Annotated in this window: 19 protein-coding genes; 2 read left to right on the plus strand and 17 right to left on the minus strand. The window is 62.2% G+C overall.

Features of this window, described 5'->3' with window-relative positions; translation table 11 throughout:
* Positions 1-29: 29 nt before the first annotated feature.
* The 13 genes from K6I34_RS00305 to K6I34_RS00365 form a co-directional block, all read right to left on the minus strand.
* Positions 30-569, minus strand: a complete 540-nt coding sequence (locus K6I34_RS00305) for a hypothetical protein (protein WP_229321928.1) — start codon at positions 567-569, stop codon at positions 30-32.
* Entirely contained in the window at positions 566-1384 is an 819-nt protein-coding gene (locus tag K6I34_RS00310; protein WP_229321929.1) for a hypothetical protein, read from the minus strand. The genes K6I34_RS00305 and K6I34_RS00310 overlap by 4 nt, the downstream gene beginning before the upstream one ends.
* Entirely contained in the window at positions 1384-2595 is a 1212-nt protein-coding gene (locus tag K6I34_RS00315; protein ID WP_229321930.1) for a hypothetical protein, read from the minus strand. Before K6I34_RS00315 ends, K6I34_RS00310 begins: the two co-directional genes overlap by 1 nt.
* Positions 2595-3191 (minus strand): hypothetical protein, encoded by a 597-nt coding sequence (locus K6I34_RS00320; protein ID WP_229321931.1) that lies wholly within the window; start codon positions 3189-3191, stop codon positions 2595-2597. The genes K6I34_RS00315 and K6I34_RS00320 overlap by 1 nt, the downstream gene beginning before the upstream one ends.
* The gene (locus tag K6I34_RS00325; RefSeq protein ID WP_229321932.1) at positions 3188-3523 is read right to left on the minus strand and encodes a hypothetical protein; all 336 of its coding nucleotides are present in this window, start codon (positions 3521-3523) and stop codon (positions 3188-3190) included. The genes K6I34_RS00320 and K6I34_RS00325 overlap by 4 nt, the downstream gene beginning before the upstream one ends.
* A complete protein-coding gene (locus K6I34_RS00330) occupies positions 3523-3876 on the minus strand; it encodes a hypothetical protein (RefSeq protein ID WP_229321933.1) in 354 nt (117 codons plus the stop codon). Before K6I34_RS00330 ends, K6I34_RS00325 begins: the two co-directional genes overlap by 1 nt.
* A gap of 92 nt (positions 3877-3968) precedes the next feature.
* Positions 3969-4307: a MazG-like family protein gene (locus K6I34_RS00335; RefSeq protein WP_229321934.1), complete on the minus strand. Its 339-nt coding sequence runs from the start codon at positions 4305-4307 to the stop codon at positions 3969-3971.
* 24 nt (positions 4308-4331) lie between these two features.
* On the minus strand, positions 4332-5171 hold the full coding sequence (locus tag K6I34_RS00340) for an endonuclease/exonuclease/phosphatase family protein (RefSeq protein WP_229321935.1): 840 nt from the start codon (positions 5169-5171) through the stop codon (positions 4332-4334).
* 2 nt (positions 5172-5173) lie between these two features.
* Positions 5174-5794 carry a dTMP kinase gene (gene tmk / locus K6I34_RS00345; protein WP_229321936.1) on the minus strand — a complete coding sequence of 207 codons (621 nt, stop codon included), beginning with the start codon at positions 5792-5794 and terminating at the stop codon, positions 5174-5176.
* On the minus strand, positions 5791-6894 hold the full coding sequence (locus K6I34_RS00350) for a radical SAM protein (RefSeq protein WP_229321937.1): 1104 nt from the start codon (positions 6892-6894) through the stop codon (positions 5791-5793). Before K6I34_RS00350 ends, tmk begins: the two co-directional genes overlap by 4 nt.
* 351 nt (positions 6895-7245) lie before the next feature.
* Complete coding sequence (locus K6I34_RS00355; RefSeq protein WP_229321938.1) at positions 7246-7620, minus strand: hypothetical protein; 375 nt, start codon at positions 7618-7620, stop codon at positions 7246-7248.
* Positions 7621-7737: 117 nt separating this feature from the next.
* Positions 7738-8295: a hypothetical protein gene (locus K6I34_RS00360; RefSeq protein ID WP_229321939.1), complete on the minus strand. Its 558-nt coding sequence runs from the start codon at positions 8293-8295 to the stop codon at positions 7738-7740.
* 361 nt (positions 8296-8656) lie between these two features.
* Positions 8657-9136, minus strand: coding sequence for an ATP-binding protein (locus K6I34_RS00365; protein ID WP_229321940.1), 480 nt, complete (start codon positions 9134-9136; stop codon positions 8657-8659).
* 200 nt (positions 9137-9336) lie between these two features.
* Between K6I34_RS00365 and K6I34_RS00370 the strand changes: the two genes are divergently transcribed.
* Positions 9337-10203, plus strand: coding sequence for a helix-turn-helix transcriptional regulator (locus K6I34_RS00370; RefSeq protein WP_229321941.1), 867 nt, complete (start codon positions 9337-9339; stop codon positions 10201-10203).
* On the plus strand, positions 10200-10424 hold the full coding sequence (locus K6I34_RS00375; RefSeq protein WP_229321942.1) for a DUF397 domain-containing protein: 225 nt from the start codon (positions 10200-10202) through the stop codon (positions 10422-10424). Before K6I34_RS00370 ends, K6I34_RS00375 begins: the two co-directional genes overlap by 4 nt.
* 63 nt (positions 10425-10487) lie before the next feature.
* On the opposite strand, the gene K6I34_RS00380 is transcribed toward K6I34_RS00375, so the two are convergent.
* The 4 genes from K6I34_RS00380 to K6I34_RS00395 all read right to left on the minus strand — a co-directional run.
* Entirely contained in the window at positions 10488-11480 is a 993-nt protein-coding gene (locus K6I34_RS00380) for a N4-gp56 family major capsid protein (RefSeq protein WP_229321943.1), read from the minus strand.
* 188 nt (positions 11481-11668) lie between these two features.
* Entirely contained in the window at positions 11669-12454 is a 786-nt protein-coding gene (locus K6I34_RS00385) for a hypothetical protein (RefSeq protein WP_229321944.1), read from the minus strand.
* 15 nt (positions 12455-12469) lie between these two features.
* Positions 12470-14098, minus strand: coding sequence for a phage portal protein (locus K6I34_RS00390; RefSeq protein WP_229321945.1), 1629 nt, complete (start codon positions 14096-14098; stop codon positions 12470-12472).
* Between the two features lie 682 nt (positions 14099-14780).
* Positions 14781-15551: GNAT family N-acetyltransferase (locus K6I34_RS00395; RefSeq protein ID WP_229321946.1), on the minus strand; the 771-nt coding region annotated here is incomplete at its 5' end.

Consider the following 15551-nt stretch of genomic DNA (forward strand, 5'->3'; position numbering starts at 1 on the left):
CCAGAGTCACACCTGATACCCGCGAACAGTTAGCGCCGCTTATTCAGCAACCGCCCATGAAAGTCTCGGTACGCCTTGAACAACGGATCGGAGGTCAGCTCGTCGGCCTTGATCTCAGAGAAGGTCATGGCGACCACGGTGTCCCGCCGGTTCAGCCGACCGAGCACCTGCATGTCCTCAATACGGAAAAGGCGCCCGTCGTAGCCGATCCAGTCCCTGAGATACCGATAGTTGTACAGGTCCGGCGCCGTGAGGCCGACACGCTCCATCTGGCGCAGCGACGCAGTGACCTGGAGCGGGGCAACCTGATAGAGGCCCTGCTCGGTGCGGTCGGCCTGGCCCTGGTCTCGGTAGGCGCTGAGCAGGGGGACGGTTATGGGGCCCCAGAAGATCCGGCCGCGCCCTGTGCCTTCGTCGTACACGTCGTCCGCCTGTGACGTCTCGGGGGCGTAGCGGTACCAGGTCAGGGCGTCACCGGTTTTCGTGGCCCAGGCGCGCAGTCCCCGGTCGATGGTGGCCGATGCCTGTGCTCGCGACCACCGGCCCCTCTTGCGGTCGGCGCGCGTCACCCGGTCAGCCCCGGAAGGATGGGTGAGGGGATACCGGACGGGTCCTCGTGGTGCCGGTCGATCGGCGGCAGCTGGCGCGCCGGATAGGAGGCATCGTCGAACTCGCGCGGCGAGTAGCCGGGGATGTAGCGGCCGGTGGTCTGCGAGACCCTGCGCAGGGTGGAGATCTCGATCCGGTACATGCCGACATTGAGCTGCTCGCACAGCTCCTTGTACCGGTTGGTCAGGGCGGTGATCTGGTCCATGGTCTGCTCGTAGACCTGCGAGCGGGATATGTGCGTGCCTTCGGCCGTTTGGATGTCGGGCTCGGTGGCGGTGGAGGTGGCGACCTGCCACAGGGCGTTCACCGCGGCGAGAAGGGCGAGGGGGAGTTCCTCGATTTCCGGCAGGTTGTCCAGTGTCAGGGGCTCGTCCGAGTAGCGGATGAAGCCTTCCTTGGAGCGGTACCGCGTAGTGATCGTGCGGTTTCCGCAGTGCCAGAGCTGGGCGTCCCGGACGTGCTGGGCCAGGTCCTCGTCCGTGAGCATGCCGCGGGCAGTGCCCTCGACGATGACGGTGGCGCCGAGCGGCAGGGTGCCCACGCCGCCGCGGAAGATGATGCGCCCTTGGTGCTGGTCGACGGTGTAGTTCCTCCCGGCCTGGAGGTCGGTGATGGTGCCGCCGGAGATCTGGGACACGCGGTCGACGGTGACGTTGGACTCGGACAGGTCGTATTCGTCGAGGTCACCGGTGCCGGTGAGCACATCGCGGTACGGGGTGCCGTAGTCGTCGATCATGGCGCGGACGCGGCTGATGATTTTGGCGATGTCTGCCATCAGGCGGCCTCCAGGTGCAGCGTCCATTCCGGTATGACGAGTTCTTCGAGCTGCTGGGCCCGCAGGGGCGTGTCGAGCGGCCATACGGCGATGACGTGGCCGGTGTCCGGGTTTGAGGTGATGGCGATGTGCGTGACGGAGGACCTGGAGCCGTCGGTGTCGGTAAAGGGGCCGAAGACCCGGCGCTGGGGGTTGCTGAGGCTGTGGCCAGAGGACATTCCGGCCAGTGCCGCGGTCTGCGGCATGTAGCCGGGAGCGAGCAGCTCGGCCTCCAGGACGTCATCCATCGTCGGATCGGGTCCGGGGCTGTCGGCCAGCAGGCGCACCCACAGCTCCGGGGTGTAGTCGAAGCCCGCAGAGCGCTGGGCACGAGCAGCCAGGACCGCGGCGATGTACTGGCTGTCAGCCCTGAGGGCGGCGCTCAGCCAGCGCAGAACGTCGTCGTGCACGGCGTACAGCAGCGCGTCGACTCCGGACTGGGATACGAGGTACGCGCTCATGTGCCGCATGAGCGGGACGAGGGCGTCAGCTCCTCCGGCGACGCTGAGGGATGCGTGGAGGACAGCCTGGTAGGCGGAGCGCACGATCGGACCGGCCCCGGCAAACCGCAGCGTGAGACCGCCCTTGGGAATGACTAAAGCACTGCCCTGCGTCGCTACCACGGTGGTGTCGAGCTCGGCGACCGCGATGGGCACGGTGTCTCCACGCACCGGGTCCGGAAGTACCGCGAGATGGCTGATAGCGCCGCCGGAGCCGGAAGTGCCAGTGAAGGGGCCGAAGATGAGCGTGTTGGAGCTGCTCACCATGACCGAGCCGTCGGCGCCCACTTGAATGCCGTCAGCGAACTCCAGCCGCTGGGGCGTACAGCCCTCAGCAATGACCTCGACATCGCGGGCCAGTGCCGCGCCGGACGCCCACATGTCACGCGGAGGGCCAGTCAAAAGCATGACCCAACAGTCGCTGCTGCGCGAGCCGGTCAGGAAAACGTCCAGCCCCTCGGGCGCGAGCGCGAAGCGGCCGTGCAACTGCGCCAGCGTCGGCGTACTGAGGCTCGACAGCCACACACCGCCGTCGCCGCCTGATGCCTTGGCCAAGCGCGCGGTGGCCGTCTCGTACCACTGCCGGATGCGGCTGCTCTGCACATCGGCTCGGGGGTGAAGCAGGGCCTGCATCCACAGGTCCTGCATGCCCGGAGTGATCATCTGCGCCATCAGCCCACCCCGAGCTGCGCCGTGCCCGCCTTCAGGGATACGGTCTCGCCGCTGTGGACCTGGAAGGGCGTCGCCAGCTGCCACACGGCCAGTACGCGCAATGTGGTCGTGTCGGACTCCATGACGGCAGCCACATGAGTGACCGTCCCTGCGCCGTCTCCACCAGTGAAGAGCAGCGGGCCGAACATGACCTCCGTAGTCGCATAGAAGAGACGGCCCTGGTCATCCCTGGATTCCACGAACGTCAGGTTCTGCCGCTGATACCCGGCGGCGACAATCTCCCGTGACGCGATGCCGTCGGCGGAAGCATCCGGACCGGGGTCGGAGGACAGCAGGGCGAGACGGCGGCGCACAGGGCGGTCCTTCACTTGCTCGATGTCCTTGAGGAGCGCGGCCTCTCCCCCAGCACTGATAACGGATGCCATCGACGCCAGGAAGTCGGCTGGCAAGAGCCGGTAGAGCAGTTGGCGGTCGCCCTTGGCCGCGTTCCACAAGCTTTGGAGGTAGGCGCAGACCAGGGCGTTATCTGGAGTGGGCGACGCGGCCAGCAGCTGAGTGAGTTCGGCCGCGGTCTGCTTGGGCACGAGTGCGCTCATGTCACGGCGTCCTGGTGCTGGTCATGGGTCGGCTGGCCGATCATGACTGTGCTGTCGTCGATGAGGTCGAAGTTCTGGAGAAAAACGGGTTCCGCGCACGCGATGCGCCGCTCTAGCAGCTCTCCAGGCTGTATCCGAGGGTCATAGAAGAGGAAGGCAATATTCGCTTGGTCCGGAAAGGGATTGCTGCGCTCACCCGGCGGCGTTATCCCGTAGACCTGGACCTGATCCCCGGGTTCGAGCTTGGCGAACCCAATACCCATGCCCTCTGGTGCACGCAGCCGGTAGTGACGCCCGATCACGACGGGCGAAGTGTTCTCGATGGAGGACACTACGCCCCCCAGACGAGGCGCTTCTCATGGAGATGGGCATAGACGTGAGACGGCACCCGGTACTTCCGCCCAGCCTCAAAATCGTAGGTCTGGCGATACCCGATGGTGACGTCCCGGAGATCCTCCACCACCTGCATCTCCCGGACCGGATCACCGACCTCGACCTGCTGGGTCTCCACCACGACATCGGGCTGTGTCAGGTCGACGACCTGACTACGAACCTCTTCAGCAACCTGCGCCTCCATCAACTCGCGCTGCGCGGCCTCCTTCTCGGCCAGCTCGCGGTTCTTCACCAGCTCGTCGTGCACCATCGCAGTGTGATCGCGAGGTGAAATCTTCTTCCTGGGCGGCATCTGGCACTCCTCACGTAGACAAAAGAGATCCCTGCGAGAAATCTTCGCAGGGATCTCAAAGAGGAGTTAGCCGAGCTTCGCCACTGCCTGGGTCAGCTGGAGAGCAATCTGTCGGCGGCGGAGGAGAGATGTGCGCCGAACGCCTTCTTCGCGTCCGGCCTCATGGTCACCACAGCGACCATGGCAGTCAGGATCACGTCGAACAGCTCCCTTACGATGTCATCCTGCGTGTGGCTCACCCCCTTGCGGGGATTAGAGCCCATAACGCCGTGGACGGCTTCGGCCACTTCCCCGTACTCCTCACCGATCTTCAGCACGCGCAGGAGTTCCACCGTGCTGGGTGGCAGATCAGTCTTCGAGTCCAGCCACTCCACGATTCGACTCACGATGTCCCATGACGTCTCATCATCCATTGGCTTGCAGTGCTCCATTTAGTGGATCTCTTTCACTTTCACCTAGAACAGTGCTGGAGGCTCTTGGGCCCGGATGTTTATTGGATCAGAGACCGGGAGAGCTTCAACGGGGTTGACCGCCAGCCGCAGGCTGAGTCCGGAGTGGTCGCTGAGCCGGGGCTCCGTGCAGTGACGCGGCTCGTGCACGTAAGCGCATGAGTGTACTGCTGCACGGAGAGAGCCCGAAACGAATGCGTGGTCATACCGGTAACCGTCGCCGGTTCTCCCCACCCATGAGTACTCATGGGTACTGGGATGAAGCTCCCGGAAAGCGTCCAGATAGCCAACCGAATCAAACCACTGGTAGAAGCCGTATTCGAACGCCCGAAACGCAGAATATCGGGGAACATGCCCTGGTTCCAGGACGTTGAAGTCGCCGATCACCACGCGCCTGGACGGCGTGCCTCCGCCAGGAAGCGCCTTTTGGACCTCTTCGAGGAATCGACGCTTGCGCTCAACCTTGGGTGCACTGGCGTCCCGTGACGGGACGTACAGGCCCACGATGTCGAGCGGTCCGTCATGGGCCTTAACCGCCACCCGCACCGCACGGTAGGGCAGGTAACCAGTCTCCAGCGTTCCGCCCGCGCTGATCGGCAAGCGGCTGACGATCAAAACCCCGCGCTCACCCCGTTCAGGCGCCGGGTACACCACTTCGTACCCGGCGCCCTCGAACCGCTCCGCCAAGAGATCGCATCCACGACTGGGCGTTGTTTCGGTCAAGATCAGTACATCCTCCGGGCGCTGCGCAAGCCAGGCGAGCTGGCGCTGCGCCCGTTCCGGGGATGGTCCGCCGATGTTGAGCGTCAGCATCCTGATGGAATTGACCGGAGCCTCAGTCGGCATGCCTATCTCCCTGTCAGCAGTGCAGTGATCTCATGGGAGACGGCCTCAGCTACCTGGGCGGGGCTGCGCGTGGTGCAGTCGATGACCAGTGTGTGGAAGCCCGCCTCCTGGAGAAAGGTAGCGGCTTCCGTGAACAGAGTGGCCTCTCTTGCGGAGTTGTCATGCATACGCTCGAAGCGACTGTGTGCTCCTCGGGCTTGGAGGCGCTTCGCGATCACCCCTGGTGCTGCTGTGAGGATCACCGAGAGATCCGGCCGCAGGACATGCCGGTTCAGCTCCCAGATCATCTGCTGGTCCACGCCGTCCAGGCGTTGCAGGACCAGCGAAGACGCAATGTACCGATCACAGAGGACCACGTACCCCTGGTCGAGAGCAGGCTGGACCTCAGTACGCACGTGGTGGTAACGGTCGGCTGCGATCAGGCACGCGAGCTCCCTCCCCTGGTACGTCTCAGTGCCATGCCGTGCCAGATAGCCCAAGGACGCCCGTGACGGCTCCACGGTGGTGTGCACCAGCGCCCCGGCGTTGTCCAACTGGACAGCGCTGAGTTCTAGCGCTGTTGACTTTCCCACGCCCCCGGGGCCGTCCAGGGTGACGAACAGGCCGCTGGACTTGAGGGTCACGTGGACACCACCGGCAGCAGGGAGCGGCCAGGAGAAGGCGTGACCGGGCACTGCTCCGCGTCGACGGAGCCGATCCGCTGGCCTGCGGACACCACGGCTGCCGGGCAGCCTTTCCCGCACCCATCCGACAGCGTGCAAGAGCCGCAGGTGGGGTTGTCTCCGAGGGTGTAGCGCTCGTGGAACTTGTAGGCGTCCAGCCGGGCCGCGATGTCCGCGTCGGTCCAGATGTTGCCGACGATGAACTCGCTGTCGGAGTGCTGGGACTGCGGTGTCCGGGCGGCGAAGACCAAGTACGGGCAGACCGTTACCTCTCCCGCTGTGAAGACATAGATGATCGTTCCCGCCTCACACCCAGCCAGAGGCTTGGAGTCGTTCGGGAACCGAATGTGCACCATGTCCAGGTCGTCGGCGAACGGCTCGGTCAGCTCGTGGATACGCCGCATGTGCTCCTCAGGACTGGCCAGCTTCCGCTGCGCCTTCACCCCGCGCCCCATGCTGGACAGGGGGTTCATCAGTACGTACCGAGCACCCTGTTCCTTGGCGAAGGCGCATAGGTCGGCGTACTCCCGGTCCTCGGCGAGGGAGTTGGGGGTGCACAGCAGCCCTTGGAGGATGCCTGCCGTCGCGAACTTCTTCACCGTCTCCACGGTGGTGTAGAACGACTTTCGGTTCCCCCGGAATTTTCCGTGGGAGTTCTCAGCGAACCCGTCGAGGCTGACGTTGGTGTGGACGCCCATGCCTGCCAGCGCTTCGATCTGGTCGTCGGTGGCCAGCGTCGCGTTCGTGCAGACTCCCACGCTCATGCCGCCCGTGCGGAACGCGTCGATCACCTCCAGGAGGTTCGGGTGAACGAACGGTTCCCCGCCCGTGAGGGTGACGCGGGTGACGCGGCTCTCCTTTAGGCGCGGTACCACCTTCCCCCGGATCTCTTCGAGAGGCATGGTGTCGCCGTACGGTCCGGCCGACACGAAGCAGTGAGCACACGTCAGGTTGCACCGCTCGGTGATCTGTACCAGAGCCTTGCGATTCGGGTGATCGACCGAGGTACGGAAGTAGCACGACGATGCCTGCGAGTCACTGACGATCTTGCGTAAACCCATGCTGTTTCTCCAGCTCGGCTTGAATTGCCTGGATTTTGACGTTCAGTTCGTTATCGCACGAGGGCGCCTGGCCCTCTGATGTCTCTGTCTCCTCTGGCTCATCCCTTTCTGATCACTGTGGCTTGGACTGTGCAGATAAGTTTGAACGACCCGTGGCCAGAGCGGCCACTGTGTTCCAGGCACGCCAGGTCCACAGCCGCCTCATCGGGGTTGTGCCTCACCTTCCAGCCACACCCATGGCATTTCGCGCCGTAAATCAAAGTGCCATCCACCCGGGAGATCGTGTGGTCTACGTGACGGAACTTAGAGCGGAACATGTCCATTCCTCAGCGGCGAGAGACTTCAAGAGATCTACACGCCCGTACTCAGGCGGCCAATGCGCTCCCCTGCGGCACATTGACGTACGAAAGTCGGGCGACGGACAGTGATTTCGTAGGTGAGGCTCTCATTCGGCACAAGGAACGCGTAACCGATAAACGCCTCACCGCCTTCGAGTGCAGCTACATCCTGACGGAAGAGCGCGTCATCCTCGACCCAGGACAAAACCTGCTCAGCAACAGGGACAGGTAAGAGCGCTGCAAGGAACTGGGCACGTGAGTGAACCTGAATCATCACGTCCCAGGCAGACCAAGAACCGAAGTGCCACAGCAGGGTAAGGCTGAAAGGAGCCTCACGAAGGGCGACACACTCGGCACTAAAGCACCGAGTTCGCTGTTCCACGTCCACCTTCACCTCCTCCTTTATAGGTTCAGAAATAGCCGTACTGCTCGATGAGTTCGGTAACTGACAGACTCACCAGGAGCCAGGTCAGAATCACGAACAGGCACCCGAGGCCGATCCGGCTCAGCCGGGCCTCATCGCAGCGACAGCGATTCGTTTCCGAAGTAGGCTGTCTCGAACATCGCGGATCGAGATCCACTTCGTCCCGAACTTCGTGAACTCCGGACAGTTCAACTGCGTCGACAGAGCCCTGAACAGGTACCGGAATGTGTAACAGGTGCGGGGTGGGATGCATCGATTCCGATCGCCGGGAACTGTGCTCACATCGATCAACAGTGGCGGCTGGGGCTGCGGCGGGAGCCAAACGCTGTCCATACCCAACGTCTCCACGAGGATCTGGTAAGCGCTATGCGCCAGGCTCTCCGTCGACGGCTCAACGAAATCGGCGTACAACACCCACGACCTCGTCGGCACATGGAAGAAGTGCAGGACCGAATCACGCTCATCCAGCACAACGGGGCTGACGGCAATCAGCGGACACCTACTGTCGCAGGCCGCATCACCATCATGGCGGTGTTCCTTCAGCGCATCATGTAGAGGCTTCAACACCCCTAGCTCTTCCACATGCACGCGCAGGTAGTTACGGACGTCTTCGAGTATTGACTCTCGGGTAAGTCTCACGGGGCACGCTCCAGCAGCAGGCAGGGCGTTACAAGTGGAAGCTTCTTGACCACGTACAAGCACCCCTCCAGATCGGAGGAGTAGCTCTCGGAGTGCACGACATACGGTCGGCTCGCATCACCGTCGAGCCACCGTGACCGGCCTTGCAGATCACGGCGAAGCCTTCGAATTACAGCCCGTCGTGCCCTGGGAAAGGGCCCGTCGATCTCGTGCTGGACAAAGGCGTCGTCGAGCCAAGACAGCGCAGCCCTAGGATTCTCCAGAACGGCGCGCTCAATGAGGACTCGCTGGCCGCCACTGGACGTACTGATCAGCGTGCCATGTATCGCCAGAGGGAGATTCGGAAGCACAACAGGCGTAGTCATGAGACCCAGCCCAACGTACGGCAGGGCGACAGCTCGTATGGTGCTGGAACTTCGAACAGGCAACAGACTCTCTTGCCAACGTCGGCCCGCACGACGTCGTATGCTTCGGTGACGGCCTCCACCACATGCAGGCCACGCCCCGTTCCCTCTTCCCAGTCCGGCTCACGAAGCTCGGGAAGAGCCGACGAGCCATCTGCGACCTCTACGTACAGCGCAGTACCCGAGCGCTGCATCAACAAGGTCGCGCGCTTATCCGCGTGGCGGTAGACGTTGGTGAGCAGCTCACTCACAACCACGAGCACGTCATCCGTGACCGGTAGGTCGAGCCGCGCGCCGTCCAACTCCTCGACGAGGCCCCATAACCGAAGCCTTGCCCTGACGATTCGCCGTATACGGCCGATTGTGTCGCCCTTGTCCGGGTACATGTCGACTACGTCTTCGTACTCCTGGACGAGACCTTGGTTGGGGACAGCCATGTCACCTCCACAGGGTCAACTCGACACAGGCAGCGTGCAGTTCACGCCAAGCCGCACCCAGACAGCGGAGCCTGTGTCGAGAGACATGTTGCTCGCGAGAAAGGTTGCTCGCAAGCTCCAGGTGCTAGAAAGTTGACGCCCTGATGGGAGCACGAGCACCGCAGCAGCCGAACGGTACGCTGCGTCGTCGGAGGTGGAAGATGACGGACGCCCAGCCCAACGTGCATCGGCGAAGGCTCGGCCTGGCGCTCAAAGCGCTCCGCAAGGAGGCAGGGCTGAGCTTGGAACAGGCTGCACAACTGGTCGGGTTGTCGGGCCAGTCCGCCCTCAGCAAGATCGAGAACGCTCGTCAGCGAGTTCAGCCTTCCATGATGGCCGCGTTCTTCGAGGCGTACGGCTGCACGGACAGCAGGCGGAAGGAAGAGATCAAGGAGCTGGCCACCCTTGCCTACAAGGGCAAACCCAGCAACCTACTCAACGAGTTTCGCGGGACGATCCGAGACCCATTCGCCGAGTACCTCACGCTTGAACAGGTAGCCACCAGGAGCGACACCTTCGCCAGCGTGATCCCCGGCCTCCTTCAGACAGAGGCGTACGCCACCACGGTCGTCGAGCGCAGCCGCAAGTGGCACCATGCCGACCAGATCAAGAACTTTGTCAAGCTACGCATGGCTCGCCAGGCAGTTCTCACACGGGACGAGCCGCTGAAGCTGTGGTGCATTCTCGACGAAGCGGCACTGTACAGGCAGATGGGCGGAAAAGAGGTGATGCGCGATCAGCTTCAGCGGCTCGTCGACATCACCACGCAGCACAAGCACATCGCCATACAGGTGCTGCCGTTCGACTACGGGGCCCATGCCGGACTTGACGGAAGTTTCCACCTCATGCGCTTCGCAGGAGGGCCTCCGGTTGTGGCAATCGAACCGATGACAACAGCCATCTACCTGGAGGAAAATAGTGACACCGACCGCTACGAGACCGCTTTCAACCATCTTCGCACAGAAGCCCTTGATCCCGAGGCTTCGCGTCGCCATATCCAAATTTTGATCAAGGAACGTTACTCATGATCAAGCAAGTTGACCTCTCCAAGGCCAAGTGGACCAAGAGCTTCCTCAGCAACGGAGGAGACAACTGCCTTGAGGTCGCTTTCGTAGACGGGGTTGTGGCACTGCGCGACTCTAACGACGTCGGACACCCCGACGCCCAGGTCCTGGTCCTATCCGAGGACGACTGGCGTGTCTTTACAGGCGGCATCATTGCTAAGCAGAAGGATCTCTTGCTCCCGTAGACCGCAGCAACGAAACGAAGCCCCCAATCCTCACCAAGATTGGGGGCTTCTGCGCATCCAGATTTAATTCGTCTCGATAGTCACAACACTCTGGTCGGTAATCAAGCCCATACCAAGCACGCTATACCAGCCAAGTCGGTGTTCACGTCCCATATCGATGACTCCGCCATCCCTGAGTTCCACCGGAAGACTGATCGCGTGAGCAAAAGCATTGTCACCGATCATGCTGCTCTGGTAGACGGTCTTACCTGCCGAGTTCTGGAGCTGGCGGACCTGCGTCGTTTCCACAAAGATTGTATCGTCGATCCGGCCTATCTCCCCGATCGAGAAATTCCCGGGCTGCGCATAAGAGGTCGCATTGATCCACGCCGGGTCCTCGCGGAGCCACCGAGATTGATGCGGATGCACGAACATCACATAGGTGTCACCGAGCCGCGGAATGTTCTTGCTGGCGAGGGTCTCTACACCGTCCTTGACGGTACTGGCGGTCAGGTAATGGCTCGTCAGTCCGTCACGCCCGGCCGCGGCATCGCCCTTGTCGAAAGGCGAGAGTCGAGTACGCGTCGCCTTGGCGCCAGACAGGTCGAACTTATCTCGGCCGTACAGCACAGAGGTGGCTCCCAGAAGCACGTCTCGCGCCATGCCATCGAGGTAAATCGCCATGTTCCGTCCGAGCAGACGGGAGGCGCTAGCCATGACGTCGTCGAACGAGGCATTAAGCAGAAGTTCCGAGACAGCCACAGCCGCGCCGTGTTCATGGACACTCACTGAAAACTGACTAGCCGTCAATGCTTGGGTTTCCATGTGGATACCCTCGGTGAGCTGCTTGGCATCCTTGAGGTTGTCGTACCTCATAAACTGGATGGTCAGGCCCGGAGAGACCCCGAGCTCCGTTTTCTTAACAGCGAAAGCCTCGTACCTGAGGATCGGCATGGATTGAAAGAGGATTTCCTTCGACCATATTTGCTGGATCGCCGGAGTGAGCTGGGAGTTGGGGCCCGTGTAGTTCGTAGGATTGGGCGACAGGAAGCCCGTACCAGTAATCGCAGATGCCATATCGTGATCCTTCTGTGTTGGCGATATGAACCGGTCTCGCGCTGTTACTGGCACCCCCTTCCCCTCGGAGTCACCAGGGCGCACTCAAGCCTGTTCGCCATCAGTTTCGATCACGGGCATACCAATGTGTTAAGACAGCAAGAAGCCCTCGGCACTCCTGTCGGGGGCTTCGCTCCAAGAATGTTCAACTATCCGAACAAGCCCTGACCACTCGCCCGCACGGAGCCTGGCATGCCCTGCTGAGTGCGCCTCTTGACATACTCAGCCATCGGCATGTTCCGAATCTGCTCCGCACTCAGCTCCTGGACCTCGCCAACGATGCCCCCTGAGCCGACGCCATAGCCCGTTGCGGAGGTTCCTCGCATGTTGGCTCGTGCCTGTACCTGGGCCTGCTGGACGCTCGCAGCGATCTGCGCCGACTTCGCCTTCATTGCCTCAATCGATGCATCGACCGTCGGCTTGTCGTCACCTGCGATGAGGTCCAGGAGCTCGGGCGCGATGTCGTTCTGCGCCGCCGCGATGGCCTCGGTCTTGTACTGCTGGAGCTCCTGCCAGGCGCGCTCCTTGGCATAGAGCTCCTGCTCCTTCTGCCGCTGCTCCTCCATGGCCGCCAGGCGCGCCTCGAACTCGTGGCGCTGCTCCTCGACGAGGGCCTTGGCCGACAGCTCCGCCTTACGCTTGGCCTCGGCCTCCTCCGCAGCCTTCTGGGCAGCCTCGTCCTTCGCCTTCTGCTCCGCCTCACGCGCAGCACGCTGGGTAGCAAGCTCCTCCTGGAGCTGCGTGAGCATCTTCTCCTGTGCGCTCATGCGGCTGTACAGCTTGTCCTTCTCCTGCTTCCGCGCACGCTCCAGGTCATCGTCGGTATAGGTGCGCGTCGGCGTGTCAGCGTGTGCGTCCGCCTGCACAGGGCTCTGTGCGATGGCAGCCTCGGACGTCTCGGGCTCGGCACTGGCAGTCAGGGTGTTCTGGTCCATGTGGAGGTCCTCGTCTTAAGCAGCGGTATCAGTCTGGTTGTACTTCTGCTGACGCTGCGGAAGTTTCGTTCCGTGCGCCATCGTCACGACTGTGTCCATGATTTTCTTGGCGTCCATGCCGAACTTCAGGCTGATGCCGGAATCGGTGGGTTTGGGGCTCTGATTCGGCACCTTAGAGTCGGTCTTGCTCTGGGTGTTATCGGGTGTAGTGCCGTCCGGCGAGCCGAAGATCCCTGTAGCGATAGCCGCGTGGATGAACTCCAGTGCTCCCTGCGCCAGGGCGTCCTGCTTCTGCTCTGTCTCGATCTCGGCGAGCTTCTCGTCGGGGAACTCCTCACCGAGCTCGTACAGGGCACTGCGCTTGCTCTCCAGGCCGAGCGCCATCTTCAGCTGGATTTCGTTGAGTTTCACGAGGTTGTCGACAGGGAGTGGCGTCGGCCAGACGATGTCGACCTTGTAGATTTCAGGGTCCTTCGGGTCCAGCTCGAAGGGCTGGCCATCCTTCTTGATGCCGCCAGTCTCGGGGTCGTACTTCAGCGTCTCAGGCTCGTGCGTGAACAACGTCAGCAGGATCAGCTCGTTCACCCGCTTAAAGCCCAGAGTGAACTGCATCTGCTTCAGCGACGCGCGTTGGACCAACGGCTGGAATTGGATGGCGAGAGCGACCCCACTCGTATTCGACACAGGCTGCATGGCGCCAAGGGCCGTCGCAGGAACGCCGACCAACTCATGCATGCTGTTCTTCAGTACGTCGAGGTACTCCAGCGGCCCCTTGAGGTCGACACCGTTCTCCAGGTTGAAGACACTTGCGTCCTTGGGCAAGCCGCCCCAGAGCTTTCGGGCGCCCTTCTCCAGGTTGGTTGCCTTGGCGCCGGTGATGACGGTGGTGGGGGCGGCGTGGTAGTTGACGATGTCGGCGATGTCATTGGTGACGTTGTTGTACTCCCGGTTGAGCGGGATGATGTCGTCGATATCGCTCTTGCCCCACGGGCTCCCGCTGATTGCGATGTTCTTGATATGCGCAATGGGGATGATGCCCAGCGGGTTCGGTCTGTCGTCCACCAGGTCGTCGTTGATGAACTCCTTGATCCGATCGTCAGTGAGCTCTTCTACATAGGTGAAGGTGGTCCGGGTTCCCTCTGTCGTCGTGCCGAAAAACCGGTACTTGACCCGGCAGCGAATCATCTTCCCGCGGTCATGGGGGTGCCACTCCGGGAAGACATGAGCCGATGACAAGGGCAGGATGCGGACACGGCCGGGATGCTCACGGCCTGCTCCATCGGTCCACGCCTCCTCGTAGGCCACCTTGACGAAGCTGTCGCCGGTGACTCCGCCGTTCTCACCGATCTCGTACAGGAGGGACTTCTTGTCGTTGTCTTCCTCCCAGGCGCGACGGAGCAGAGCAGGGACGATGTGCTCGTACTTCCTCTTCACCTCGAAGTGGATTCCACGTCCGAAGGTGAAATGGTTGACGTAGCGGGCCAGCGCGCCCACATAGTTGATGGTGTTCTGCGTCTCCCCGGCTTCTCGTCGGTAAGAGTGGTGGAAGCCAAGGTAGAAGGCCCAGTTGGTGGAGTATCGGCTCAGTCTCTGACCGTGTACCTCAAACTCGACCGGCGGGTCTCTCCTCGTCAGACAACTCAATCAGTCCCAGAGGGGACACAGATATAGCAAGGTCTGACGAGGCGGCGCGCATACTCGGCGGGTAGAACGCGAAGGACACCGGGCATCACCTCCAATACAGGTACGTGCAGGAGGCGGCCCTCGGAGCACGACAGCGGCTTACGCAGAGAATCCTCCCAGCAAGCCCGGAAATACCGGTAGCCGAGAGGATTCTCTGGTGTCGTGCCTGTTTACTTGTTGGAGTCGGAGATCCGCGCGTAGTTGGGTCGGTTCTGGTGACCGCCATCGCGGACAGCTGCCTGGAACTTCAGCTCTGCCCCAGAGCCAGCGCCATCGACGAACGAACCGAGGAATTTCGGTCCCTCCGGCCATGCAGCGGAGCCGACGTGCGCCCGCTCCTGAAGCGTCTCAGCCGGGGGCTTAATCCATACCTGCTTATTGTGGTTCGGTCGGCCGGGTGCGGTCTCGTAGCCTGAGAGCACGCCGACTCCGAAGTCCCGGGGGACATCTGTGTCAGTGCCGATACCCTCCTCAAAACGGAGACGGCCCTTGCGGGCAGAGTTGGCACCGGTCTTGCTCGTGTACTCGGGGCGTCCGCGCTCAGGAATGCCCGGTACGGGGGCCAGGGGACTGGACGGCATATCGCTACCTCATTCATGACAGTGCACTTGTTGGCATGATCAGGAATGAGGAAGCAGAAGTGTTAGCCCTGGGTTTTCTCCACGAGCAGACACGTGCTGCCGTCGCCCATGTGGTGGCGCGCCAGGCGCATGCCCTGTTGGATGACCTTGCCCGCAATCAGGTAGCCGTCGTCCGTGTCCACCAGGGTTACCAGTTCTCCCCCCACGTGGAGGGCCGTCGGCTCGCCACCGTATGCAACCGTGTAGCCGCGATGCTCATACCATCGCCGGACCAGCTGGTCATTTGCGTTGATATTCGCAAACAACACCACGGTGCTCCGGCCGCGCTCTGCCTTCTCAAGCTCTGCCAGCAACGCGCTCCCAACTCCGGTGTTCTGGCGTTCTGGGCTGACTGCAAGGAGCTCAACCTTAGTAAAGCCACGCGCCAGCGCACGGTGCATAGCTTTGGGGTGCTGCTCGATCCACGTGACGGGTGGGGCTGCATGCACGATGCCCGTCACCTGTCCCTGCGCGTCCTCGGCGACACGGCATACTGCCTCACCGTGCGAGAGGCGGATACGTCCTCCGAACTGATCAATCACGGTGGAGAGGTCACTCGACGGATCACCCTCATCCTCGACTCCTAGAGCCAGCGCGGCGAGAGCAGCTACCCGGCGTCCATCCCCAGGAGCAGCCACACGAATGGCGAAGTCCGTTGCAGAGGTTCCCATTGGTAGTTGGAGGCGCGGTGCTCCTGCGAGCCCGGTTCCTCCGTCCCCTTTCAATCCGTGCGTGCGGTTTTCCCGCACACGGCTTACCGATGATCTTCTTGACATGGTTACGCCGCCTTCGGA

This window comes from Streptomyces sp. UNOC14_S4 (genome assembly GCF_020740835.1).
Taxonomy (GTDB): domain Bacteria; phylum Actinomycetota; class Actinomycetes; order Streptomycetales; family Streptomycetaceae; genus Streptomyces.